The sequence below is a fragment of the Curtobacterium sp. TC1 genome, assembly GCF_019844075.1.
In the GTDB taxonomy this organism is placed as follows: domain Bacteria; phylum Actinomycetota; class Actinomycetes; order Actinomycetales; family Microbacteriaceae; genus Curtobacterium.
In genome coordinates this window covers 1574611-1598875 of record NZ_CP081964.1, presented here as the reverse complement: position 1 = coordinate 1598875, position 24265 = coordinate 1574611, and the positions used below count along the sequence as shown (strand labels likewise).

At 71.3% G+C, this 24265-nt stretch carries 26 protein-coding genes; 15 read left to right on the top strand and 11 right to left on the bottom strand.

The annotated features are described in order from the left end of the window. Nucleotides 1-60: 60 nt before the first annotated feature. The 4 genes from KZI27_RS08705 (at nt 61) to KZI27_RS08690 (ending at nt 5559) form a co-directional block, all read left to right on the top strand. Nucleotides 61-963, top strand: coding sequence for a LysR substrate-binding domain-containing protein (locus tag KZI27_RS08705; protein WP_111086860.1), 903 nt, complete (start codon nt 61-63; stop codon nt 961-963). A 135-nt stretch (nt 964-1098) separates the two neighbouring features. Continuing rightward, nucleotides 1099-2955: a hypothetical protein gene (locus tag KZI27_RS08700; protein WP_222660635.1), complete on the top strand. Its 1857-nt coding sequence runs from the start codon at nt 1099-1101 to the stop codon at nt 2953-2955. 221 nt (nt 2956-3176) lie between these two features. Next, complete coding sequence (locus tag KZI27_RS08695; protein ID WP_222660633.1) at nt 3177-4802, top strand: putative Ig domain-containing protein; 1626 nt, start codon at nt 3177-3179, stop codon at nt 4800-4802. A gap of 124 nt (nt 4803-4926) precedes the next feature. Next, entirely contained in the window at nt 4927-5559 is a 633-nt protein-coding gene (locus KZI27_RS08690; protein ID WP_222660630.1) for an FMN-dependent NADH-azoreductase, read from the top strand. Between the two features lie 2 nt (nt 5560-5561). Here the strand turns inward: KZI27_RS08690 and KZI27_RS08685 are convergent, their stop codons facing one another. From KZI27_RS08685 to KZI27_RS08675, 3 genes are all read right to left on the bottom strand, one after another. Next, complete coding sequence (locus KZI27_RS08685) at nt 5562-5942, bottom strand: hypothetical protein (protein WP_222660628.1); 381 nt, start codon at nt 5940-5942, stop codon at nt 5562-5564. An 11-nt stretch (nt 5943-5953) separates the two neighbouring features. Next, a complete protein-coding gene (locus KZI27_RS20450) occupies nt 5954-6154 on the bottom strand; it encodes a type II toxin-antitoxin system HicA family toxin (RefSeq protein WP_410004031.1) in 201 nt (66 codons plus the stop codon). Nucleotides 6155-6303: 149 nt separating this feature from the next. Beyond that, complete coding sequence (locus KZI27_RS08675; protein WP_222660624.1) at nt 6304-7347, bottom strand: MBL fold metallo-hydrolase; 1044 nt, start codon at nt 7345-7347, stop codon at nt 6304-6306. A gap of 147 nt (nt 7348-7494) precedes the next feature. Between KZI27_RS08675 and KZI27_RS08670 the strand changes: the two genes are divergently transcribed. From KZI27_RS08670 to KZI27_RS08660, 3 genes are all read left to right on the top strand, one after another. Continuing rightward, on the top strand, nt 7495-8538 hold the full coding sequence (locus tag KZI27_RS08670) for an ATP-dependent DNA ligase (RefSeq protein ID WP_222660621.1): 1044 nt from the start codon (nt 7495-7497) through the stop codon (nt 8536-8538). A 138-nt stretch (nt 8539-8676) separates the two neighbouring features. After that, the gene (locus KZI27_RS08665; RefSeq protein WP_159573681.1) at nt 8677-8838 is read left to right on the top strand and encodes a hypothetical protein; all 162 of its coding nucleotides are present in this window, start codon (nt 8677-8679) and stop codon (nt 8836-8838) included. Continuing rightward, nucleotides 8835-8978, top strand: coding sequence for a hypothetical protein (locus tag KZI27_RS08660; RefSeq protein WP_185021377.1), 144 nt, complete (start codon nt 8835-8837; stop codon nt 8976-8978). Before KZI27_RS08665 ends, KZI27_RS08660 begins: the two co-directional genes overlap by 4 nt. 6 nt (nt 8979-8984) lie before the next feature. Here the strand turns inward: KZI27_RS08660 and ligD are convergent, their stop codons facing one another. After that, nucleotides 8985-10004, bottom strand: a complete 1020-nt coding sequence (gene ligD / locus KZI27_RS08655; protein ID WP_222660619.1) for a non-homologous end-joining DNA ligase — start codon at nt 10002-10004, stop codon at nt 8985-8987. Between the two features lie 32 nt (nt 10005-10036). Between ligD and KZI27_RS08650 the strand changes: the two genes are divergently transcribed. The 3 genes from KZI27_RS08650 to KZI27_RS08640 are packed head-to-tail and all read left to right on the top strand — an operon-like array spanning nt 10037 to nt 12701. After that, entirely contained in the window at nt 10037-10873 is an 837-nt protein-coding gene (locus KZI27_RS08650; RefSeq protein WP_222660617.1) for a DUF429 domain-containing protein, read from the top strand. 9 nt (nt 10874-10882) lie between these two features. Beyond that, nucleotides 10883-12100, top strand: a complete 1218-nt coding sequence (locus tag KZI27_RS08645) for a glycosyltransferase (protein ID WP_222660615.1) — start codon at nt 10883-10885, stop codon at nt 12098-12100. Between the two features lies 1 nt (nt 12101). Then, nucleotides 12102-12701 carry a uracil-DNA glycosylase gene (locus KZI27_RS08640; protein ID WP_222660613.1) on the top strand — a complete coding sequence of 200 codons (600 nt, stop codon included), beginning with the start codon at nt 12102-12104 and terminating at the stop codon, nt 12699-12701. Between the two features lie 18 nt (nt 12702-12719). Here KZI27_RS08640 and KZI27_RS08635 read toward each other — a convergent pair whose 3' ends face one another. Beyond that, nucleotides 12720-13148: a DUF6892 domain-containing protein gene (locus KZI27_RS08635; RefSeq protein ID WP_222660611.1), complete on the bottom strand. Its 429-nt coding sequence runs from the start codon at nt 13146-13148 to the stop codon at nt 12720-12722. Between the two features lie 98 nt (nt 13149-13246). On the opposite strand from KZI27_RS08635, the gene KZI27_RS08630 reads away from it, so the two are divergent. Beyond that, nucleotides 13247-14701, top strand: coding sequence for an APC family permease (locus KZI27_RS08630; protein WP_222660609.1), 1455 nt, complete (start codon nt 13247-13249; stop codon nt 14699-14701). Nucleotides 14702-15053: 352 nt separating this feature from the next. Next, nucleotides 15054-15674 (top strand): hypothetical protein, encoded by a 621-nt coding sequence (locus KZI27_RS08625; RefSeq protein ID WP_123313009.1) that lies wholly within the window; start codon nt 15054-15056, stop codon nt 15672-15674. Between the two features lie 28 nt (nt 15675-15702). Here the strand turns inward: KZI27_RS08625 and KZI27_RS08620 are convergent, their stop codons facing one another. The 3 genes from KZI27_RS08620 to KZI27_RS08610 form a co-directional block, all read right to left on the bottom strand. Further along, a complete protein-coding gene (locus KZI27_RS08620) occupies nt 15703-16134 on the bottom strand; it encodes a hypothetical protein (protein WP_222660607.1) in 432 nt (143 codons plus the stop codon). A 342-nt stretch (nt 16135-16476) separates the two neighbouring features. Next, the gene (locus KZI27_RS08615) at nt 16477-16962 is read right to left on the bottom strand and encodes a DUF6264 family protein (RefSeq protein WP_261784187.1); all 486 of its coding nucleotides are present in this window, start codon (nt 16960-16962) and stop codon (nt 16477-16479) included. Further along, complete coding sequence (locus KZI27_RS08610; protein ID WP_222660605.1) at nt 16962-17342, bottom strand: hypothetical protein; 381 nt, start codon at nt 17340-17342, stop codon at nt 16962-16964. Before KZI27_RS08610 ends, KZI27_RS08615 begins: the two co-directional genes overlap by 1 nt. A gap of 76 nt (nt 17343-17418) precedes the next feature. Here KZI27_RS08610 and KZI27_RS08605 point away from each other — a divergent pair, with 76 nt between their 5' ends. Continuing rightward, nucleotides 17419-17754: a hypothetical protein gene (locus tag KZI27_RS08605; protein WP_222660603.1), complete on the top strand. Its 336-nt coding sequence runs from the start codon at nt 17419-17421 to the stop codon at nt 17752-17754. Between the two features lie 25 nt (nt 17755-17779). Here KZI27_RS08605 and KZI27_RS08600 read toward each other — a convergent pair whose 3' ends face one another. After that, nucleotides 17780-18151 (bottom strand): DUF427 domain-containing protein, encoded by a 372-nt coding sequence (locus tag KZI27_RS08600; protein WP_410004027.1) that lies wholly within the window; start codon nt 18149-18151, stop codon nt 17780-17782. Nucleotides 18152-18469: 318 nt separating this feature from the next. On the opposite strand from KZI27_RS08600, the gene KZI27_RS08595 reads away from it, so the two are divergent. Then, complete coding sequence (locus tag KZI27_RS08595) at nt 18470-19903, top strand: amino acid permease (protein ID WP_222660601.1); 1434 nt, start codon at nt 18470-18472, stop codon at nt 19901-19903. On the opposite strand, the gene KZI27_RS08590 is transcribed toward KZI27_RS08595, so the two are convergent. Further along, nucleotides 19900-20076 (bottom strand): hypothetical protein, encoded by a 177-nt coding sequence (locus KZI27_RS08590; protein ID WP_185021381.1) that lies wholly within the window; start codon nt 20074-20076, stop codon nt 19900-19902. The genes KZI27_RS08595 and KZI27_RS08590 overlap by 4 nt on opposite strands. Before the next feature lie 110 nt (nt 20077-20186). After that, a complete protein-coding gene (locus KZI27_RS08585; RefSeq protein WP_222660599.1) occupies nt 20187-20744 on the bottom strand; it encodes a hypothetical protein in 558 nt (185 codons plus the stop codon). An 83-nt stretch (nt 20745-20827) separates the two neighbouring features. Here KZI27_RS08585 and KZI27_RS08580 point away from each other — a divergent pair, with 83 nt between their 5' ends. Next, nucleotides 20828-24244, top strand: a complete 3417-nt coding sequence (locus KZI27_RS08580) for a DEAD/DEAH box helicase (RefSeq protein ID WP_222660597.1) — start codon at nt 20828-20830, stop codon at nt 24242-24244. Nucleotides 24245-24265: the final 21 nt, after the last annotated feature.

Genomic DNA, 24265 nt, shown 5'->3' with positions numbered 1-24265 from the left:
CCTGATGGGTACCGTTCAGTTGCACTACCGAATCCGCTGCGACCCCGCTACCGTCGGATCATGCTCGACGTCCGCCGCCTGGTCCTGCTCCGCGAGCTGTCGATCCGCGGGACCATCGCGGCCGTCGCCGAGGCCATGAACTTCACCCCGTCGGCGGTGTCACAGCAACTCAGCGCCCTGGAACGCGAGGCCGGTGTCCAGCTCCTGCGCAAGGCCGGACGGCGGTTGCAGCTCACCCCGCAGGCCGAGGTGCTCGTCGCCGCCGCCGGCCACGTGCAGGACGTGCTCGAGCAGGCCCAGGCGCAGGTCGAGGACACCCTGCCGTCGGTCCAGGGGCGGGTGCGGGTCGCCGTGTTCCAGTCCGCCGCCCTTGCACTCATGCCGAACGCCCTGCACGAGATGGCCACCGAGCACCCCGACGTCCGCGTCGAGATGGTGCAGCGCGAGCCCGAGACCGCGCTGAACGAGACGTGGGCGCGCGACTTCGACATGGTCATCGCCGAGCAGTACCCGGCGCACGCCGCACCGCACCTGTCCGGGCTCGACCGCTCCGACCTGACCACCGATGCGGTCCGGTTGGCGTTGCCGCCGCTCGACACGGCGCTGTTGCCGGTCTCGAGCCTCGAGGACGCCGAGGCCCTGCCGTGGGTGATGGAGCCGCGTGGGACGGCCTCGCGGCACTTCGCCGAGCAGGTGTGCCGACGCTGGGGCTTCGAGCCGGACGTCCGCTACGAGACCGCCGACCTGCAGACCCAGATCCGCCTGGTCGAGTCCGGCAACGCCGTCAGCCTGATGCCGGACCTGATGTGGACCGGACGCACGACGACCTGCCGGCTGCTCGAACTGCCCGAGCAGCCCCGCCGGACGATCTTCACCGTCGTGCGGGCCGCCGGGGCGTCCTCGCCCGCGGTCCGTGCGCTGCGCGCAGCCCTCGAACGCGCCGCGGCGGCCGTCGGCGACTGACGGCTCCGTCCCCGATCCGGCTGACCACACCGAGACCGAACCGAGACCTGACGGGCCGTCAGGATCGCGGGATCGACGACACCTCCTTGGTGAGGGCACTTCTCGGTGCCCCGTCCGGCATCCGAGGGGGATCCCATGAGTCAGCCCTGCACGTCCACCACGCGTCGCGTCGCCGCGATCGGCGCCGCCGTCGCCATCGTCGCCGCCTCGTCGGCCCTCGGCATCGGCGCCACGACCGCCGTCGCCGCCGAGGAACCGACCGCGACCAGCACCGTGACACCGGCGGCGGCGAGCGCCGCGACACCGGCGGCGACGAGCGCCGCAACACCCGCTGCGTTTGCCTCGCCCGAGACGCCCGTCCCGACCGACGCCCCCGACGCCCCTGACGAACAGCCAGGAGGCGCGACTCCCGATCCGACGCCGGCTCCCGCCGCCGCGTCGGAGACCCCACTGCCCGCTGCGCCCGCCGCCGATGACGGCAGCGACCTCGCGTTCACGGAACCGTCGACCGAAGACGCCCCGCTCGCCCTCACCGCGACCGCCGGCACCCCGTTCTCGCACACCTTCGAGACCACCGGCGGCAACGGCACCGTGGGCTACGCCATCCAGGACGCCCCGTCAGCGGCGTACAGCGTCGACGTGGAGACCGGTGTCCTGAGCGGCACCCCGACAGAGGCCGGCACGTTCGACTTCGAGGTCGTCGCCTTGAGCGGCTCGACCCAGATCACCGAGTACGTGGAGCTCACCGTCTCCCCCGGTGCCCCCGTGGGCGTGACGTTCGGGGTCGCCACTCCCGACCACGACGGACTCTGGCAGGTCGACGCCGACGGCACGATCTGGGAGCAGGCCGCCGGGCAGGGCCGAGTCCGCATCGTGCCGGACGTCCCCGTCGCCGAGGACACCCCGCTCACCCTCGCCGGGCTCGCCGTCGACGCCTACGGCAACCGGACCACCCCCGGCGGTGACGACGACTACCCGCGGTCGACGGTCACCAGCACGGACGACTCCGACGTGGCGACGTGGAACGACGGAGACTCCTCGACGACCGTGACCTTCGGCGGGACCGGTACCCGGACCGTGACGGTCTCGGAGGGCGGCGTCTCCACGGCGTTCGACGTGGTGGTCGGGGCCGACGGCGCCGACGAACCCGCCGCTCCGGACACCATCACGTTCGACGAGCAGTCGACGCCGGAGTCCCCGATCCGCATCGAGACGATCGCGGGCGAGCAGATCGAACGCACCTTCACCGCCACCGGGTCCTCGAGCGAGCTCCACTACGTGCTGCTGACCGGCGCGACCGCGTTCCCCGTCCCGGGCAACGAAGCCCCGATCGCGCCGCTCGGGCTCACCGTCGGCGACACCAGCGGGGTCCTGAGCGGCGCCCCGACGGTGGCCGGTGAGTACGACTTCCAGGTCATGGCGACGAACGGCTCCCGCGCAGCCACCCAGTACGTGCACCTGTCGATCCGTCCGGCCGCCACCGAGGAACTCAGCCTGCTCGTCGGCACGATCGGGTCCCCGAGGGGCTGGCTCCGCGACACCGAGGGGCTGCGCGAGGTCTTCGCGGAGAGCGGGGAGTCGATCCCGTTCGACGCGGTCCCGGTGACGCAGGGGTCGACGATGGCCATCCGTGTGACGGCCCTCGACGCGTTCGGGAACAGCACGCAGGAATCGGACGGCGCTCAGCCAGTCGTGACGAGCACCGTGTCCAGCGACGAGGTCTCGCTCCCGTACGGACCGTGGGAGCCCCGCGTCGCGTTCCCGCATGCGTCGCCGCACACGATCACGGTCGCGCTCGGTGACGTCTCGACCTCGTTCGACGTGGACGTGCAGCCCACGGCCGCCACCGTCGGCACCACGACCCCGACCGCGGGTACCGGCACCCTCGCGTTCACGGGAGCGGAGACGTCCGGCCCGCTCGCCTGGGCGCTCGGCCTGCTGGCCGCCGGCGGCGGCCTGCTCGTCCACCGCCTGCGTCGCCGACGCGCCTGACGCGGTGCACCGCGCCGGATGACGGACGGGAGGCCCGTGGCGGATCCGCCACGGGCCTCCCGTCCGACGCGGGTTCCCGCACGGACCCCCAACCATGGTCACATTCCGGTCACCGACGCCTGAACGGCCCCGCAGCCGCACTACGATCCGAGCAGGCCGAAACTCTCGGCAGATTCTCACGATCCGGCCGCCCAGCCGGACCTGAACATGGGGGGGAACCCGTGCACCGCAGCACCTCCGCCGTTCGTCGCGCATGCGCCGTCGGCACCACCGTCGCACTCGTCGGTCTGACCACCGGTCTCGGCATCATGTCCGCGACCGCCGCCAGCGCCGTCGAGCCGGTCGACTCGACGCAGCCCGTCGTCTCCGAGGAGACCCCGGCACCCGTCGACGCGACGGAGACGCCCGCACCGACCGACGACCCGACGGTCCCCGCAGACGAGACCACGGACGTCCCCGCCCCGGCCCCCGCCGAGGAGACCCCGGCTCCCACCCCGAGCGACGACGCGACCGCCCCGGCCGACGAGCCGGCCGCTCCGGAGACCACGGCTCCGGCCGCCGAGACCCCGGCGCCGACCGCGACGCCGACGCCGGACGTGACCACCAAGGCCGCCGACGCCACCGTCACCATCGACGGCGCGGCGAAGGTCGGCACGCTCCTGAGCGCCGTCGTCACCGGCTTCGACGAGGACTCCTCGTACAAGTACGTCTGGGCTGACCAGGACCGCAACGTCCTGTCGAAGACCGCGACCTACCGCATCGACCCCACCGACGTGCGCAAGACGATCACCGTCACGGTGACCGGCACGCTGCCCGGCGCCACGGACACCACCTCGGTGACCTCCGACGCGACCGCTCCGGTCACCCAGACCCCCGCCTTCCTCGGCGAGGACGGCAAGCCGACGAAGGCCGGCGCCGACGCCGACCACCCGCTCGAGCTGAGCACCGCCGCCGGCGACGCGTTCTCGTACACGTTCCGCGCGCAGGGCTTCCCGGAGCCGACGTACGCGCTCGCGTACTCCTTCGACGAGGACGCCGAGTTCTACGATTCCCCCGCCGACCAGCTGCCCGACGGCCTGACCTTCGACGCGTCGACCGGTGAGCTGAGCGGTGTCACGACCTGGAGCTCCGACTGGACCTTCGCCGTCACCGCGACCAGCGGTACCGAGACCGTCACGCAGTACGTCGACCTGACCGTCGAGGCAGCAGCACCGCTGGGCGTGGTGGTCTTCACGACGGACCGTGCCGGCGCGTTCGACTTCGACGACGACGACACGAGCACCCGGACCACCTGGGTCATCGACCCGGAGGGCAAGGTCTACACGATCACCATGAAGGGTGACGGCGAAGGTGGGTCCGTCGGGACCGAGGTCGACGGTGGTCGACCGACCATCAAGCAGGGCGGCACCCTGGTCGTCTCCGGCAACCTGGTCGACCGGTACGGCAACGAGATCCTCGACGAGAACGACGAGTCGATCGTCCCGACCGTCACGTCCGACGTCGCCAGCGACGTCATCGCGCCGGACCCCGACCTGGACTTCTTCGGTCTCGTGAACGTCACGTTCCCGCACGCGTCGATCCACAACCTGACCGTCGCCGCCGGCGAGTTCAGCACCTCGTTCGCGGTGGACGTCCAGCCGACCGCGGTCCCGGCCGTCCCCGGCGTCGCCACGCCGGTCACCCCGGTCCCCGCGGCCGCACCGGTCACCCCGACGAACCGTGGCGGCCAGCTCGCCTACACAGGTTCGGACGCCACCGGCGCCCTGCCCTGGGCCCTCGGCCTGCTCGTCGCCGGTGCCGGCCTGATCGGCGCCCGCACCCTGCGCCGTCGCCGCGCACAGCGCTGACGGCCCCGTCGCCTCCCGTCCGTCGCGTGCCCGCGTGACGGACGGGAGGCCCACCTCGGCCCCGCCTGACCCCGCACCGGGGCGGCGGGGCCGTTTCCGTGCCACCGTCGGTAGCGTGGGCACCATGCCCACGCTGCTGCACATCGACTCCTCGGCCGATCTCGCTCACTCCCGTTCGCGCGCGCTGACCGCCGCGTTCGCCGACGCCTGGCGCGCCCGCGGACCGGAGTACACGGTGGTCCGCCGCGACCTGTACGTCGACCAGCTCCCGCACCTCGAGACCTCGGCGCTGCACTGGGCGGCAGCGGACCGCACCGCGGACGAGACCGTCGCCCCCGAGGCCGAAGCGCTCCGCCAGGAGGTCATCGACGAACTCCTCGCCGCCGACGTCGTGGTGGTCGGTTCGCCGCTGTACAACTACACGGTGCCGTCGACGCTCAAGGCGTGGATCGACCGCATCCACGTCCCCGGCGTCCTGGCCGGCGACGTGCAGCCCCTGGCCGGCCGTCCGGTCGTCACCGTGGTCAGCCGCGGCGCGACGTACGACGCCGGCACCCCGACCGAGGACTGGGACCACGGATCGCCCGTCCTGCACCTCATCCTCGGCACGGCGCTCGGCATGAAGCCCTACCCGATCACGGTCAGTGCGACCCTGGCCGACCGGCTGCCTGACCTCGCGCCGCTCGCCGAGCACGCGTCCGCCGAGTTCGCCGACGCGAAGACGACGCTCGAGCGCTTGGCCACCACCCTCGGCTGACGTCAGGAGGCGTTCGCGAGCTGGTGCACCCGTTGTGCGGAGAGCCCGAGCACGGACGCCATCTCCGCGTACGTGTACCCCTCCGCCCGCATCCGCGTCACCACGTTCCGCGCGAGACGAGCCGCTTCGGCCCCGTCCTGCCGTGCCTGCTCAGCGAGTGTGCGGGACGCTTCCCAATCGGCACGGGCGTCGTCGGGAAGGACGAACTCGACGTCGATCGCAACGTCCTCCTCCGGGACGTCCAGTGTCAGGGCGACGCACTCCCGCGCCATCCACTCGACGTCGGCGACTCGCCGTGCCTGTGTGACCGCGCCGGCCGCGGGGATCTCGATCGCCCACCAGCGGCCCTCTCGACGCGCATTCGCTCGGTACGTCGTCGTCATCGTTCCTCCGTTCATCGCCAGCTGTCCGGTGCATCCGGGAAGACCCTGAGCACCTGCCGCACCACGCCGGGGCTCAGCTCTCGGTGCCTCGGTACGACGAGGCGACCTCCGTCGGGTCCGCGCCAGACCTCGTGGCTCCCTCGGGTTCGGTCCAGCCACCACCCCCGATGCCGGAGGAACGTCGTGACGGCCCGGTGCTGAACAGCTCGCACCACGATATCAAGCCCTTCTAGTCAGGTCCATCAATGGCCACTAGAAATTCCGGCCTCGACACGAGTCTTCCGAAGCACTGTTCGTGGATCACACGGGTGGCGCCGACCTGTGTAGACAGGCGGTCACCCACACGGCTGTGGAGGAACGATCAGGCAGGACGGATCTCGTCGGAACGTCCGAGCAGCTCCGCGTGGAACGCCGTCTGCGTCAGCGCGCTCGCGAGCAGGAACCCGGTCATCGACTCGATCCCGCCGCTGAACGGCACGCGCGCGGCGACCTCGAACAGCGTGGGCCGGACGAGCACGTCGAGCGCCTCGGCGACGTGCCGTGACCGTTCCTCGCGGTGCCGCGCCAGCGTCCGCGCGCGGGCGATGACGTCGGTGAACCGGTACTCGTGGCCCGGGCAGACCTCGAGCCCGGCGTACCCGTCGAGTCGGCCGAGCGACGCCAGGTAGTCGCCGAGCGGGTTCGTGGCGGTCCGACCGCCGAGGCCGATCCCGGAGTTGATCCGCGGCAGCACGTGATCGCCGGTGAACAACAGTCCGTCGGCCTCGTCGACGAAGCACACGTGACCGGCGGTGTGCCCGGGCGTCCAGAGCGTCCGGATGGTGCGACCGGGGATCGGCAGCACGTCGCCGTCCGCCAGCAGCAGGTCGGCGTACGGCGCCTCGCTCCGCCCGAGCCCGATCCGTCGCCCGCTCCCCCAGGCCGCGACGACGCCGTCGTGCAGCTCGGGCGGCAGGCCCCACGTGGCGATGTCGGCGTCGTTCTGCACGGCGTCGGTGCGCTCGCGGTCCAGCGCCTCGACCTCGAGCCCGTGCATCGCGATCCGCGCACCGATCGCTCGGCGGATCGCGGCGGCGGCGCCGAGGTGGTCGGCGTGCAGGTGCGTGACGGCCACCAGGGACACGTCGTCGAGCGACCGGTCGATCGCCGACAGTGCGGCGCGGACCTCGTCCAGCCCGCCGTCGGCCGACCACCCGGGGTCGATCAGCGCGAGCGAGCCGTCCGCCCCCTCGACCGCGTAGACCAGGGTCGCGTCGGGCACACCGAACCGGAACGGTACCGCGAAGGTCCAGGTGCCCGGCCGCACCTGTTCGACGGGCGGCAGGACGCCGTCGCGGAGCGCGGCGGCCTGCACGGGGCTGATCGGTTCCGGAGCCGGCGCTGCCGACGGAGGCACGGTCGTCACCCGCACCACCCTACTGACGCGCGCCGAGCCGCCCAGGGCGAGCCGGGCCTCCCGGCCGCACTTCGTGAGCAGAAATGGTCGAGTCGTCGCGCCGGACCCGACCATTCCTGCTCACGAAGCGAGGGACCGCCCGAGTAGACAGGGCCCATGGAGATCGCACCGATGCTGGCCAAGGCCGTCGCCGACGTCCCGGAACCCGACAGCGTGACCGGCGGCCTGCGGTACGAACCGAAGTGGGACGGCTTCCGCGGCATCGTGACGATCGACGGCGACGACGTCGAGATCGGCAGCCGCGGGGCGAAACCGCTCACCCGCTACTTCCCCGAACTCGTCGAGGCGTTCCGCGCCCAGTTCGGCGGCCGCGACCATCCTGTCGTGCTCGACGGCGAGGTGATCCTGCGTTCCGGCGAGCCCGGAGCCGAACGCCTCGACTGGGAGGCGCTGTCGCAACGCATCCACCCGGCGGCGTCGCGGATCGCGAAGCTCAGCGCCGAGACGCCGGCACAGTTCGTGGCGTTCGACCTGCTCGCGGCGGACGGCGACGAGCTGGTCGACCTGCCGTTCGACGAGCGCCGCGAACGCCTGGAACAGCTCACGAGCGGTATGGCCGACCCGCTGTTCGTCACGCGCACCACGCTCGACGTCGAACAGGCCCGCGAGTGGCTCACCACCTTCGAGGGCGCCGGACTCGACGGCGTCGTCGCCAAACGCCGGGCCAAGCCGTACGAGCCGGGCAAGCGGACGATGCTCAAGATCAAGCACCACCGGACGGCCGACGTCGTCGCGATCGGGTACCGCGTGCACAAGAGCGGCTCGGGGGTCGGGTCGCTGCTCGTGGGGTTGTACGGCGACGACGGCGAGCTCCGCCAGGTGGGCGGCGTGTCCGCCTTCTCCGACGAACGCCGGCTCGCCCTGGTCGACGAGCTCGAGCCCGTCGTGCTCCGCGATGCGGACGGGAGGCCCGTCACCGGCGACGGGGAACGGTCGCGTTTCTCGTCGGGTCGCGACACGTCGTTCGTCCGGCTGGCGCCGGAGGTCGTGCTCGAGGTCCGGTACGACCAGATGGAGGGCGAGCGGTTCCGGCACACGGTGCAGTTCGAGCGGTGGCGCCCGGACCGCGACGCGGAGTCGTGCGGCTTCGACCAGCTCGAGGTGCCCTCCGCGTACGACCTGCGGGATGTCCTGTCCTGACGCCTCCTTGTCCGTTTTTCGACGTGTTCGCGGCACCAGCAGGAAAGTAGTTAGGCAAACTAGCGACGCGCTGCCAGCATGGTGATCAGCAGCACGAGGCACCCATCCCGGGAGCCCCAGGATCGAAAGCGGATCGACATGAGCACCAGCACGCTTGTCCGCCACTCGCAGCGGAACCCCTTCACCGAGGTGCGCGAGGCACGCCGCCAGCGCACCCTCCAGCTCAGTGCGGTCATCAGCGCCATCGCCGGCGTGACCGCCACGGCGCTCGCCCTGGTCACGATCGGTCTGGGCTCGTGATCGTCGACGGCATCAGCGACGCGCACCGCGGCACCTGGTCGCGGCTGACCCGCCTGCACACGGCGAGCGTCGGACTGCCCCTGCAGACGTCGCGTGTCGACGACCCGGATCGTTCGACGGACACGCTGCCCGCCGTCTGACTCGGTTCAGGGCTTCTTCGCTCGCGACGGCTGCACGCGCGGTGGTTCGCCGGGCATCTTCGGGAAGTCCGGCGGGAAGGGCAGCTCGCCCTCACCGTTCTCCAGGTCGCGCTCCCACCACTCCAGCAGCGGGGCGATGCTCGCGTGCTCGTCGTGCATCGACTGCCACGGATCACCGATCGTCGCCAGACGTTCCGGGGCCGTCCCGATCGTGAACGTCGTCGGGTCGGCTGTCGGCAGTTCGTCCCAGGTGATCGGCGTCGACACCGAGGCGTGCGCCAGTGCCCGCGGACTGTAGGCACCGGCCATCGTGCGGTCGCGGTTCGCCTGGTTGAAGTCGACGAAGACCCGCTGGCCGCGTTCCTCCTTCCACCACGCCGTCGTGACCCGGTCGGGCATCCGGCGTTCGAGTTCGCGTGCGGCGGCGATCACGGCGTGCCGGACGTCGAGGAACTCGTGCTCGGGTGCGATCGGGGCGAACACGTGGAGACCGCGGTTGCCGCTCGTCTTGATCCACGCCGTCAGACCCGCTTCCGCCAGGACCTTCCGGAGCTCCTGCGCCACCGGCACCGTGTCCGAGAAGTCCGTGCCGGGCTGCGGGTCGAGGTCGATGCGGAGCTGGTCCGGGTGGTCGCTGTCCTCGGCGCGCGACGCCCAGGGGTGGAAGACCACGGTGTTCATCTGCGCGGCCCACACCGCCACGGCCGGCTCGTCGACCACGAGCTGCGGGTGCTTCCGGCCGCTCGGGTACGTCACCGTGACCGATCGCACGTACTCCGGGGCGCCCTTCGGCGGGTTCTTCGAGAAGAACTGCTCGCCGTCGACACCGCCGGGGAACCGCTGCAGCGAGATGGGCCGGTCGCCGTTGGCCCGGACGAAGGCGTCGCCCACGGTCACCAGGTACTCGGCGAGGTCGAGCTTCGTGATCCCGGCGTCCGGCCAGAGCACGCGCGATGGACTGCTGATCCGGACCTCGCGGCCCCCGTCGGGCCCGGGTACCCGCACCGTCGTCGCTTCGCTCGCCATGCAGCGGAAGGTACTCGGTGCACGATGGACGAGTGAGCGCGTACCTCGGAGTGGACCTGGCGTGGGGGCTCGGCACCGCGAGCCGCGCGCCGAACGAGACCGGACTGGTCGCGATGGAGTCCGACGGCACGATCACCGATGCCGGATGGGCCCGCGGGGTCGACGACGTCGCCGACTGGATCGCGGCACACCTCGGGCCGCGGTCGCTCATCGCGGTCGACGCCTCACTCGTGGTGACGAACCCGACGGGGATCCGCGAAGCGGAACGGCAGGTCGGGCAGCGGTACGGCCGGTGGAAGGTCGCGGCGAACCCGACGAACCAGGCCTCTGCGGCGAGCGCCGGCACCCAGCTGCTCGACCGGCTCACCGAGCTCGGCGTCGACTACGTGTCCGACACCGCATCGATGCACGACAGGACCGGGCCGGCGGTGTTCGAGTGCTACCCCTACACGACGCTCGTCGGGGTGGAGGAGCTCGGGTACGACGTCGAGCGTCCCCGCTACAAGCGACTCGACCTCCGGATCCCCGCCGCCGAGGCACGTGCCCGTCGCGCCGAGGCGTTCGACGAGCTCGTCCGGCGTCTGCGAGTGACGCCGCTCGACCCGGCGCTGCTGCTCGACTCGCACCCGCTGACAGCGCGGCTCGCCGACCCGTCGGTGCTGCACGGTCCGACGCACAAGCACCGCGAGGACCTGCTCGACGGCGCCCTCTGTGCCTGGACGGCGGCGTTCTGGGAGCGACACGGCGACCAGCGCGTGCAGATCCTGGGAGGCGAGCCGCGCCTCCCCACCGATCCTGCGGACGAGGCGGGCCGCCGGCCCGTCGTGGTGGCGCCCGCGCGCCCGTCGCAGCGGAGGCCGCGCGGCTAGGGTTGACCGGTGAGCACGACGAGCGAACCCCTGCACATCGGGCTGGTGTCGCTGCACACCTCCCCCGGAGACGAACCCGGATCGGGCGAGGTCGGCGGCATGAACGTCGTCGTCCGACACCAGGCCGAGGCGTTGGCCGACCGTGGCCACCACGTCGACATCATCACGCGGCGTTCGGCGCCGACGCAGCCGGACTCGGTGTCGCTCGTGCCGGGTGTGTGTCTGCGGTTCCTGTCGGCGGGTCCGGCGGAGCCGGTGCCGAAGGGCGAGCACGACGCGTTCATCGAGCCGTTCCGGCGCGAGCTCGAGCAGCTCGGGCCGTTCGACGTCCTGCACTCGCACCACTGGTTCTCCGGTGCCGCTGCGCTGCCGGTCGCCCGTGAGCGCGGCATCCCGCACGTGCAGTCCTTCCACTCGATCGCGGCCGGCCCCGAGACACCGCTGTCCGAGGGCGAGCGGCCCGAGTCCGCCGGGCGCATCGCGGGCGAACAGCTGCTGGCTCGGGAGTCCGATGCAGTCGTCGTGGTGTCCGAGGCCGAGGCCTCGACGGTCCGGACGCGGCTCGGCGGTGCCGACGCGCGCATCTGGATCGTGCCGCCTGGGGTCGACGGGTCCGTCTTCCGCCCCGCGGCCGTCGGGGCACGCCGAGCCGCCACCCCCTACGTCGTCGCGGCGGCTCGCGTCCAGCCGTTGAAGGGGCTCGACCTGGCCATCGAGGCGATCGCGGGCATCAGCCAGGAGGCCCGCCCCACGTTGGTCATCGCGGGTGATGCCTCGAGTGAGGCGGGTGACTACGTGGACGAACTGCGTCGGCTCGCCGCCGCGCGTGGCATCGCCGACCGCGTCACCTTCATCGGGCCGCAGTCGCGTGCCGACCTGGCGTTCCTGTTCCGTGGCGCGGCAGCCGTGCTCGTGCCGTCGCACTCCGAGACGTACGGTCTCGTGGCGCTGGAGGGCTCGGCGTCCGGCGTGCCGGTCGTGGCGGCCGCTGCCGGGGGTCTGCGCGAGGCCGTGGTCGACGGGGAGACGGGCGTCGTGCTCGAGTCCCGTGAGCCGTCGGTGTGGGCTGCCGAGATCGAGCGGATCCTGACGGACTCCGGGTACGCGGCGGGGCTGGCCTCGGCGGGCCGCGAGCACGCGGAGCGTCTGAGCTGGGAGCGGTCGGCTTCGGGCCTCGAGGACGTGTACCGCCGGGTGCTCGGCAGCGGGTCGCGGGTCGGATCGTGAGGTGACGGCGTTCGACGCGTTCTGGGCGGCGCTCGACGCCGTGCCGGTCGAGCCCGACGCCGAAGCGCTGTACGACCTCGGTTCGGCCGAGGGACGACTGCGCCGGTCGAACCTGCAGCGGTACCTGGAGCGCTTCGGGCCGGCGGCGGACACCCTGCTCGTGGCCGAGGCGCCCGGGTGGCGCGGCATGACGAACACCGGCATCCCGTTCACGAGCATGCGCGAGCTCGGACCCGGGTACTCCGCACCTCCTGAGCCGACGGCACCGTGGGAGGCGTCCTCGCGCGTCGTGCAGGCTGCGCTGTCCGACTGGACCGGACCGCTGCCCGTGGCGTGGGCGATCTTCCCGCACCACCCCTTCGTCGCACCGGACCGCCGGACGAACCGCACACCCCGTCCGGCCGAGGTGCGTTCGGGAGCACCCGTCGCCCTCGCACTGCTCGAGGCACTCGGTGGCGTCGACCGGGTCCGGGTCGTCGCCGTGGGTCGGAAGGCCCAGGGTGCGCTCGCGCTGGCCGGCATCGAGGCGATCGCCGTCCGGCACCCGGCACAGGGCGGCGCGAAGCAGTTCACCGAGCAGCTGCAGGCGCTGGCCCGGTAGCCCAGGTCGGGTGCCCGCTCAGGCCGAGCGGACCTCGATGTCCTTCGCGGCCAGGGCCTCGGCGACGTGGGCGGGCAGCGGTGCCGCGGCGTACACGGTGCGGAGTGCCGGCAGGTCGAGGACGTCGTCCCAGTTCTGCGGGTCGAAGCGGTCGTCGGAGCCCTCCCAACCGGGGTGCACGTCCTGGAGCACCTCGAGGTCGGTGTCGACGGTGAGCTCCGTGACGAGCGACAGGTGCGACGGCAGGAGTTCCAGGTCGTCGTAGTACTCGCGGGCGCGGTCGTCCTGGCCGTCCACGTCGAGGTCCTCGTCCGTCTCGTCGGCGGTCTCCGGGTCGTACGGGTCGAGGACGTCGAGGTCGTAGCAGAGGACGTCGAGCACCAGCAGCTTCGCGTTGAAGTCGGCGAACTCGACGGGCTCTTCGGTGGTGTTCGGCTCGTGGTCCATGGCCCGGAGAGTATCCGTCGCCGAGCGACCGTGTTGCGATCGCGAGAAACCTTCCTGTGGGACTAGACAGCAAGGTGTCCCGCGCGCAAGGGTGACGCATGGCCACCACGAAGACGGACCGACCACAGCAGGAGCAGCCCGAGCTCCGCCGGGTCATCGGTCCCAAGCTCCTGCTGCTGTTCATCGTCGGCGACATCCTGGGGACGGGTGTCTACGCGCTCACCGGTCAGGTTGCGGCAGAGGTCGGAGGAGCAGCGTGGCTCCCCTTCCTCATCGCCTTCGCGGTCGCCCTGCTGACGGCGTTCTCGTACCTGGAACTCGTGACGAAGTACCCGCAGACCGCGGGCGCTGCGCTCTACGTGCACAAGGCGTTCGGCGTCCACTTCATCACCTTCATCGTGACCTTCATCGTGATGTGCTCCGGCATCACCTCGGCGTCGACGGCGTCGCGCGCGTTCGCCGCCAACCTCGGCGTCGGGTTCGGCCTCGAATTGCCGAACGTCGTCGTGATGCTGATCGCCATGGGCTTCATGCTCGCGGTGATGGCGATCAACTTCCGCGGCGTCAGCGAGAGCGTGAAGACGAACGTCGTCCTCACCCTGGTCGAACTGTCCGGTCTCGTCATGGTGATCCTCATCGGTTTCTGGGCCATCGCGGGCGGCAACGCGGACTTCTCGCGCGTGGTGATGTTCGAGACCCCCGAGGACAAGACCCTGCTCATGTCGATCTCCACGGCGACGTCGTTGGCGTTCTTCGCGATGGTCGGCTTCGAGGACTCGGTGAACATGGCGGAGGAGACGAAGGACCCCTCGCGGATCTTCCCGAAGGTCATGCTCACCGGCCTCGGCATCACGGCCGTGATCTACACGCTCGTGTCCATCTGCGCCGTCGCTGTCGTGCCGATCGGTGAGCTCGCCGGCAACGAGACCCCGCTCGTGACCGTCGTGCAGACCGCGGCGCCGGACTTCCCGATCGCCGACCTGCTGCCCTTCATCTCGATGTTCGCCGTGGCCAACACCGCCCTGATCAACATGATGATGGCGTCGCGCCTGCTGTACGGCATGAGCAAGCAGGGCGTGCTGCCGGGCTTCCTGGCCCGCATCTCCCCCGCCCGTCGCACCCCGTCGAACGCGATCGTCTTCACCACCGCGATCTCCCTGCTGCTCATCGGCTGGGTCTCGCTCGACCCGGACTCCCCGATCGTGGTCGTCCTCGGTGGCACGACCTCGCTCCTGCTGCTCACCGTGTTCGCCGTCGTGAACCTGACGGTGCTCGTGCTCCGCCGCGACAAGGTCGACCACAAGCACTTCCGTGCCGGCGTCATCATCCCCGTCATCGGCATCATCACCTGCCTGTGGCTCGTGCTGCCGTTCTCGTCCGGTCGTGACCCGCAGCAGTACCAGATCGCCGGCGCACTGCTGGCCCTCGGCGTGGTGCTGTGGGCGGTGACGTGGTTCACACACGGCCGCAAGCAGCCGGAGAAGGCCCCGACCGGCCTGGTCACCGAACCGACGAAGGTGCAGCACCCGCCGCACGACCACCGCGACGTCTGATGGACGCGACCGCCGTCATCTGGACGATCGTCATCGCGGCCATCGCGCTCGTCTCGCTCTCCGCCGGCGGATGGGGTCGGAGCAGGTCACGCCGACGCCGCCGCTGACGTCGGGCCGCCGCTGACGTCGGACCGAAGCTGACGTCGGACCGAAGCTGACGTCGGACCGAAGCTGACGTCGGACCGAAGCTCGTGTTGCCGCTGGCGGTCCTGGTTCCCGAACCCCGCATTCGGCGAACCACGACCGGCAGCGGGTCACCGCGGCCCCCGATCGGGCGGGTGCGGTTCCCAGGCGGCGCACGTACGCTCGTCGTGCTCCGCCTGCCCCGCCCCGTCCGTCGAGAGGTCCCGTCATGCGCCGTGTCGGCATCACGCTCGCGTCGGTGTTCGGCGCCGGCATCGTGGTCGTCGGCATCGGGGTCGTGGTGCTCGTCGTCATCGCGGTCAACTCGATCGCGGGGATCGCGAAGTCCAGCGCCGCCGACGCCACCCCGACGTGCCCGAAGGTCGCCTCGAAGACCGTCGGTGGCATGGTCGTCCCCGCCGGTCCCATCGCGGGTTTCTGCCAGGACCGCCTGGTCAACGCTGCGTCCGTGATCCAGGCCGCGAAAGCGCTCGGTATCGGGCCGCACACCCAGGCCGTCGGGGTCATGACGGCGATCGGCGAGTCGAGCCTGGTGAACCTGGACCACGGCGACGCCGCCGGCCCGGACAGCCGCGGCCTGTTCCAGCAGCGCGACAACGGCGCCTGGGGCACGTACGAGCAGCGAATGGACCCGTACACGGCGGCGTCGATGTTCTACGCGAAGCTCGTCAAGGTGCCCGGTTGGAAGACGATGACGCCGACGCAGATGGCGCACGCGGTGCAGATCAACTCGGACCCCGAGCACTACGCGAAGTCCTGGCCCGCGGCCAAGGCCGTCGTCGAAGGGCTGACGGGCGAGACCGTGCCCGACACCGCGCCACAGGGCTGACCGGTCACGAGACGACCGGGCCCGACGGTCATGCCGCTTCCTGGTCGTGCTCGTCGAGTTCGATCATCGCGGCGCCGCCGTCGTGGACGATCACCTGGGCGCGCAGCCGGATCGCGTGCTCGTCGAGGGCGCAGGCGCACGCGTCGACCCACTCCCAGTCGACCGGGTGCACCCGGTCGACGCCGGGCCGCTCCCACGCGAGCACCACGTCGACCGCGCCGAGCTGCCCGACGATCTCGGAGATCAACGACGCGAAGTCGTTGACGTGCTCGTCCGGCTGGTACGGCAGGTCGGCGATGGGCAGCAGGAACGGGATCGACATCCCGCGTTCGTCGAGGAACACCACCCAGCACTGCCGACGCACCGGGCGGTCGACCAGGGCGGCGACGAGTTGGACGACGTCGTCGTCGGTACGGACAGGGGTTCGGATCAGGCGGTCGAGGGTGTCGGTGTCAGGCATGCCTCCAGCGTCGCGAACACCACCCGCTCACCGACGACCATCGTGTGCATCTGTGGACAACCTCGCCGCCGCAGTCACCTGTGGAGGACGACCTTGAGGCCGCGGGCCGTCCGACTTCGGCCAGCGCGATAACGACGTTGGACGGGGCTTCAGTCCAGACCTGACCGGCTCGCCGAGGTTCCACGACATGCCGCCTGATGATCGCCGAGGTTCCAGACCTCGACGAATGGGACGCCGACATGCCGAGATTTCGGAACCTCGGGACGACTCGGAACCTCGGGACGACTCGGGACGACTCGGGACGACTCGGGAAGCCTCGGAACCTCGGGACGGCAGCGCCGCTCAGATGCCGTGCGTCACCGAGCTCTCGATGAGCAGCAGCGCCGCGAAGAACACCGCGACGACGGCGGCCATCCCGACGAGCACGACCGGCCACGCCAGCCGACGCCGCACCAGCCGCAGGATGCACACCACGATCGAGGCGACCAGCACCAGCGCGATCAGTATCGGCCCGACGGTCACGACCGAGTCGCCCAGCCCCACGTTGCAGGTGTTCCCCGGGGCCGCGCACGACACGAACGCCAACGACATGAGCTTGATGCCCCACCCCGCTGCCAACGCTTCGAGCGTCAGCACGACGAGCAGGGCGATGGAGGCGACCATGTCAGCGACGCGGCGGCGTCCTGCCAACGGGTGGCGGGCCTCCCGTCCGAACCGTGCCGGAGCCGACCCGAGCGGATCGAGAGCCGAACCCGGAACCGACCCTCGGACCGACTCCGGACTCGACCCGACGTCGGCCGGGCCGGACGACCGGGCGGGCGCGTCCATCAGGACCGCCGACCGCGCGTGGACCAGAGGGCAGCAGCGATGAGGAGCGGCTGACCGAACAGGCGCGCGACCCGCTTCTCGTCGCTGTCGAGACCGAAGGCGTCGCGGCGGTTCACCCACTGCGACAGGTTGCCCGGGAAGATCACCGTGAAGAACAGCGCAGCGACGGAACCGACGAAACGCCGAGCCGGCTTCGGAGCGAGGACGAGCGCCGAACCGAGGGTGATCTCCGCGACACCCGAGGCCAGCACGGTCGTGTCCTCCGACAACGGCACGAACTCCGGCACCTGGGCCGTGAACTCCTTGCGCGCGAAGGTGAGGTGGCTCGTGCCGGCGAACACGAGCGCCAGGCCGAGCAGGACGCGGAGGAAGGAACGCATGCCTCCATGGTGCCCGCTCCCGGACGACGGCGCTCGGGCGTGTACGGAACGCGGCCCGCTCGGTAGATTCAGACGCATGGGAGCACCCGCTCGGGACCACGAACCGCCAGCAGCCCCCGCGACCTTCGCCGTGCTGCTCGGACCGGTCGCGTTCTACCTCGGCATCATCGTGCCGGCGCAGGGCACGGTCCGGCACGTCCTGCTCGGCGCCGCGTTCGGCATCGTCTGTGTGCTGAGCGGCTGGCGCGCGATCACGATCGCCGGCCGCCGTCGCCGGGCGGTGCAGGTCTGGGCGTGGATCGGCATCGTCATCGGTGCGGTCGGGCTGGTCATGATCGTCTGGCAGTTGTTGGTCATCGCGACCGCCGGCGCGTTCCCGCCGCCGTTCTGGTCGCCCTACGCGAACCGCTGACGCGGTTCACCCGCGGAGCGACGGGTCACCAGCCGAGCGTGCCCGGCGCCCCCTTGAACGGTCCGACGACGTCCGACGTGATCCAGCCGCCGTAGAAGTCGCCGTCCTGCGACTGCACGACCTCGCCGCCGACCTCGCACGAGTCCATCGCCGACGGGTAGATCGCGACGCGGTCCCGGAGCGATTCGTAGCCGGGCTCGGGCGTCGGGTAGTTCCACGCGGCACGGCTCGCGACGGCGCCGTCCCCGCCGACCACGTCGAAGTACCGCGCACGGCCCTTGAACTCGCACATGCTCGACCCCTGGGCGGGCCGGAGGTCGAGGTCCGCCATCGGCAGGTAGTACACCGGCGGGTGCGAGGTCTCCAGGACCCGCACCGCGTCAGTCGTGTCGGCCACGACGGCGCCACCGAACCGGACGACGACGCGGGCGGTGACGGGCTCGACGGCGGGCGGGCGGGGGTAGTCCCAGACCGATTCCTGTCCGGGGCCGGGTTAGATCCGTTTCGGATGGCGCATGAGGTCATGTGTACGCCGCGCGGCTGCGGTCGGGCTGCGGAGCGGGCGGGCGGGCGGGCCCGAGTCTCGGCCGGGTGGCCCCGAGTCTCGGGGCGAGCGACACTCCACGGGCCCGGCGGCGCGAGGACTGTCGCTCAGCCCGAGTCTCGGCCCGCCGACCGCCGCGCGCGGAGCCGCCGCAAGGTGCACCATGGGCGGGTGACGACGACGACACGCACGCTCTTCCGACGGAAGCCCATCGAGACGATCGATGACGACACCGGAGCCGAGGGTGGCCTGAAACGGCACCTCGGCCTCTGGCAGCTCACCGCGATCGGCATCGGCGGCATCATCGGCGCGGGGATCTTCACCCTCGCCGGCACCGTGGCGAACGGTGTCGCCGGTCCCGCGGTCCTCATCAGCTTCCTGGTCGCCGGCGTCGCGAGTGCCGCCGCAGCACTGTCGTACGCCGAGTTCGCCGGCCTGATCCCGAAGGCCGGCAGTGCGTACACGTACGGCTACGCGGTCCTCGGCGAGATCGTCGGGTGGTTCATCGGCTGGGACCTGCTGCTCGAGTACACCGCGATCGTGGCAGTGGTCGCGATCGGCATCTCGGGGTACGTCGGCTTCCTGGTGGGCCAGTTCGGCATCGACCTGCCCGCCTGGATGCTCGGCGCACCCGGCACCGGCGACGGCCACGTGATCGACGTCTTCGCGATCATCCTGTGCCTCGTCACCGCGTTCGTCCTCACCCGGGGCATCCGCAGCGCCGCCCGGTTCGAGTTCGTGGCCGTCGGCATCAAGGTGGCGCTCGTCGTGCTCATCGTCGTGCTCGGTGTGTTCCACATCAACAGCGCGAACTACTCCCCGTACTTCCCGTTCGGCTTCGGCGGCGTGATGACCGGTGCCGCGACGGTGTTCTTCGCGGTGTTCGGCTACGACGCCATGTCCACCGCGGCCGAGGAGTCGACCGACGCCCGCAAGCACATGCCGAAGGCGATCCTGCTGTCGCTCGGCATCTCGATGGTCCTGTACGTGCTGGCGACCCTCGTGCTGACCGGCATGCAGAAGTACACCGACATCGACCCGGCTTCGGGCTTCTCGTCGGCGTTCGCCTCGGTCGGGCTCGGCGGGGTCGCGAACGTCATCGCGATCGGCGCCATCGTCGGCATCGTCACGGTGCTCGTCACCTTCATGCTCGGCGCCAGCCGTGTCTGGTTCTCGATGAGCCGCGACGGCCTCATGCCGAAGTGGTTCGCGAAGACCGACCCGAAGCGCCACGTCCCGACCCGCGTGACCTGGATCCTCGGCATCGCGTCGGCGATCCTCGCGGGCGTCCTGCCGATCGGCGTCGTGGCCGAGCTCACGAACATCGGCATCCTGCTCGCGTTCGTGGTGGTCTGCTCCGCCGTGATCGTGCTCCGCTACCGGCAGCCCGACCTCGACCGCCAGTTCACGCTGCCGTTCATGCCGGTCATCCCGGTCATCGGCGTCATCGCGTCGCTGTGGCTCGTGACGTTCCTGCAGTGGGAGACGTGGGTGCGGTTCGCGATCTGGTTCGCGATCGGCCTGGGCGTGTACTTCGGGTACTCGCGGAAGCACAGCAAGCTGGCGGCAGCCGAGCCCGGGAACACCGAGAAGCGGTCGGCCTAGCGTCCGCTCCAGCGTACCCAGCCCTGCACCTGCGCCGCAGCGCTCTCGAGCGACGAGTGCGCCCCGGCGATCGAATTGTCGGGCGAACCGACGGTGAACTGGTCGGTCCGGGTGACGTCGCAGACGACCTCGGAACCCAGCCACACGTTCCAGTGGTCTGCAGAATCGTGCACCCACCGCAAGCGGTCCGGCATGAGCGTGTCCAATCGAGTGGAGAGCGGCGAGCAGTCGTCGCCCGTCCACACAGACGGTAGCCCCGTCCGATGTGTGCCGTTCGGGTCCGCTACGACAGGGGCTCGTAGTCCATGACCTGGCCGTCGTCGGTGCACACGGTCGAGGTCGCGCCGGAGTCGTCGATGACGGTGTACTTCGGCGACCACCAGGTCGGGGTGAGTGCGTCGTCCTTCGGGAACGTCCCGACGATCGTGTCCCCCGAAGTCTCGGGTTCACCGTCGATCGGGTCGACGTCGTTCGATCCCTGCGGCATGACGCCGTACGTGGTGCCGGTGACGGTGTCGTACTCGATGTACAGGTCGACGCCGCCCTGCATCTCGTCGTTGCCGAGCTGCACCTCGTAGGTGGTGCGGTTGTCGTCCGAGTCGACGGGGACACCCGTCCACTCGATGCGGTACGCGTCGGCAGTCTCCTCGAGCGTCACGCTGCCGCGGCCGGTGACGAGGTCGCAGGATGCGGTCCCCGGCGTCGTCGCCGCGGTGGTCTCGGTCGGTGTCGGTCCCGCGTCACCGGACCCGTCCGTCCCTCCGGACGCGCACCCCGCGAGCGCAGTGGTCACGAGCGCCGCTCCCGCGAGCAGCATGCCGATCCGTCGGTTCGTCCCCATGGTGTTCCCCCTGTCGTGGTGCGCCGCTCCGGCGCGGTTCCACCGTAGCAACGGACGTCGGTGGCACCTGGCACGATTGACCCGTGCCAGCAGCCCCGATGATCGACGCCGTCGACGTCATCCGCTTCGTCGGGCCGCAGACCTTCGGTCGCGCGCGCGACGTCGTCCGCGCGGGCCTGGTCGACGACGCCGTCTGGAACGCCGACGACGGCACCGTCACGGCGACCGTGTCCGGCACCGCCGACGACCCCTACGCGTGCCGCATCGACATGACCGTGGCCCGCGGCGACTTCATCCGGCCGGTCCGCAGCACGTGCAGCTGCCCCCTCGGCGGGGACTGCAAGCACGTCGCCGCTGCGCTGCTCACCATCAACGCCCGCGCCCTGGCCGCGAACGCCGGCCCGCGTCCGGAAGCGCCGGCTCCGCCGCCCTCGGACTGGAGGCACGACCTCGCCCGCCTCGCCGGTGACGACGCGCAGGCGGTCACCCCGCAGAGCACCCGCATGGGTCTGCAGTTCGAGTTGCGTGACGCGGTCCCCGCTGCGCTCGCGGCCCGAGCCCGGGCCGCCGGGCGCGCCCTGCCGGCGCCGTCCCGCAGCGTGCGGCTCGGGGTCCGGCCGGTGACCCGGAGCGACGCCGGCAACTGGGTGCGCGGGCAGCTGACCTGGGGCACGCTCCCCTACTCGCAGAACCGCCTTGGCCTCGGCGCCGAGCAGCACGGGTGGTTCATGCAGCTCGCGGCCCTGCACCGCGCCGGGCAGCTCGCTGGGCTGCCCGGCGAGAGCGACTGGCTCCACCTCGACGACTTCCGCAGTCCGCTGCTGTGGCCGTTGCTCCGGCAGGCGTCGGCGCTCGGCATCGCCTTCGTGACCGGCAAGCGCGAGGGTGGCGCGGTCCTCGGCGAGCAGGCCCAGGTGCTGCTCGACGTCGCCCGGCACGACGACGCCGTGGTGATCGGTGCGAGCGCGGTGCTCGACGGCCGCCCGGTCGTCCACGGTGCAGCGCGGATGGTCGGCGACCACGGTGTGTACGTGTTCCGCGAGAGCCCCGAGTTCACGGTCGGACTCGCACCGACCCCGACGCCCGTGCCCGAGGACCAACGCCGCATGCTCCTCGAGGGCACCCGCATCACGGTGCCGACGGCCGAGGTCGACGAGTTCCTGGCCGACTGGTCCCCCCGACTGCGCGGTGCCCTCGGACTCGTCAGCTCCGACGGGTCGGTCGAGCTGCCCGAGCGCACGCCGCCCGAGCTCGTGCTCACGGCGACGTTCGAGCCGGCCCGCGCGCCCCGCACCGACGACCGGGTGCACCTGCACTGGCGCTGGCACGTCGACGGCCGCAAGGACCCGGTCTCGCTGCACGGGCCGCTCCCCGACCTGTCCGGGCTGCGCGCCGCGGACGATCCCGCCAGCACCGACGATCCTGCGGACGCGGCCGAAGCCCTGGACCCGGCCACGTCGACGGCGCCGGCCGACGACGCGACGGCAGCCGAGCCTCCCGTCCGCCCTGCCGGCCCCGGTGGCGGACTGGACTGGTTCCAGGACGGCACCGTCGACGGAGCCGACGTCGCGGTGTTCGCGAACGAGTTCCTGCCCGAGCTGCCGGCGTTCGGCGTCCGGACCGTCGTGCAGGGCGAGCGGCTCGACTACGAGCGGCTGAGCGGGCGGCCACACATCCGCGTCACGACGATGCCGTCGGACAAGCACGACTGGTTCGACCTCGGGATCATCGTCAGTGTCAACGGCAAGCAGATCCCGTTCACGCCGCTGCTCACCGCACTCGCGGGTCGACAGCGGCGACTCAAGCTCGTCGACAACTCCTACCTGTCACTGGCCGACCCCGCGTTCGACCGGCTCAAGGAACTCATCGACGAGGCCCGCGACCTCGACGAGTGGGAGCCCGACCAGCCGATCCAGGTGACGCCGCTGCAGGCCGGGCTGTGGACCGAGTTCGACCTGCTCGCCGACGAGACCTCGCACGACGAACGCTGGCAGGAGATCACCGCGGGGCTGATGGGGGCGACTCCCCCGGGCGACGTCCCCGTGCCGGACACCGTGCACGCCGAACTGCGGCCGTACCAGCACGCCGGGTACGCGTGGCTGTCGTTCCTGGCGTCGCACGGCATCGGCGGGGTGCTGGCCGACGACATGGGCCTCGGCAAGACCCTGCAGGTGCTCGCGATGGTCGCCGCCCGCCGTGCAGCAGACCCCGAGGCGCCGCCGTTCCTCGTCGTCGCGCCCACCTCGGTCGTCGGCAACTGGGTGGCCGAGGCCGCGAAGTTCACGCCGTCACTGCGGGTGTCCGCCGTCACCTCGACGTCACTGAAGGACCCCGGGCTCGTCGCCCGCACCGCGTCGCAGGCCGACGTCGTCGTGACCTCGTACGCGCTGCTCCGGCTCGACTCCCCGGCGTGGACCGACCTGCCGTGGTCGGCGCTCGTGCTCGACGAGGCGCAGTTCGTGAAGAACCCGCAGTCGCAGACCCACCGGGTGGCGTCCGAGCTGCAGGCACCGGTGAAGTTCGCGATCACCGGCACCCCGCTCGAGAACGGGCTGACCGACCTGTGGGCGCTGTTCCACATCGTCGCGCCCGGACTGCTGTCCACGTGGACCCGGTTCGGCGACGACTACGTGAAGCCGCTCGCCTCGCCCGACCTGCGGGGCGAGGCCCGTCAGCAACTGACCGCGAAGCTCCGGCGTCGGATCCGGCCGCTCATGCTCCGCCGGACGAAGCAGGCCGTCGCCGCCGACCTGCCACCGAAGCAGGAGCAGGTCGTCCGCGTCACGCTCGACCCGGCGCACCGCGAACTGTACGAGCGCACGCTCAACCGCGAGCGGCTGAAGGTCCTCGACCTCATCGACGACCTGTCGAAGAACCGGATGATCGTGTTCCGGTCGCTGACGCTCCTGCGGATGCTCGCGCTGTCGCCCGCGCTGGTCTCGAACGGTTCGGGCTCAGCGGATCCGGACGTCACGTCTCCGTCGACGCCGATCCCCTCCGCAAAGCTCGACCTGCTGCTCGACGAGCTCGAACAGCTCGCCGCCGAGGGCCGCCGCGCCCTGGTGTTCAGCCAGTTCACGTCGTTCCTGCGGATGGTGTCGGACGCCCTCGACGAGCGGGGTGTCGGCTACGAGTACCTCGACGGGTCGACCCGCAAGCGCCCGGAGGTCATCGAGCGCTTCCGGCAGGGCACCGCGCCGGCGTTCCTCATCTCGCTGAAGGCCGGCGGCTTCGGGCTCACCCTGACCGAGGCGGACACCGTGTTCGTCCTGGACCCGTGGTGGAACCCCGCCGCCGAGTCGCAGGCCGTCGACCGCACCCACCGCATCGGGCAGACCCGGTCGGTCAGTGTGCAGCGCTTCATCGCCGAGGACACCATCGAGGAGAAGGTCCTCGCCCTCGCCGCGCGCAAGGCCGAACTGTTCGCCACGATGATCGACGACGACGCACTGTTCGCCGAGGACCTGACGGCCGACGACATCCGCTCGCTGCTCGCCTGACGCGCCGGAGCGATCAGGCGA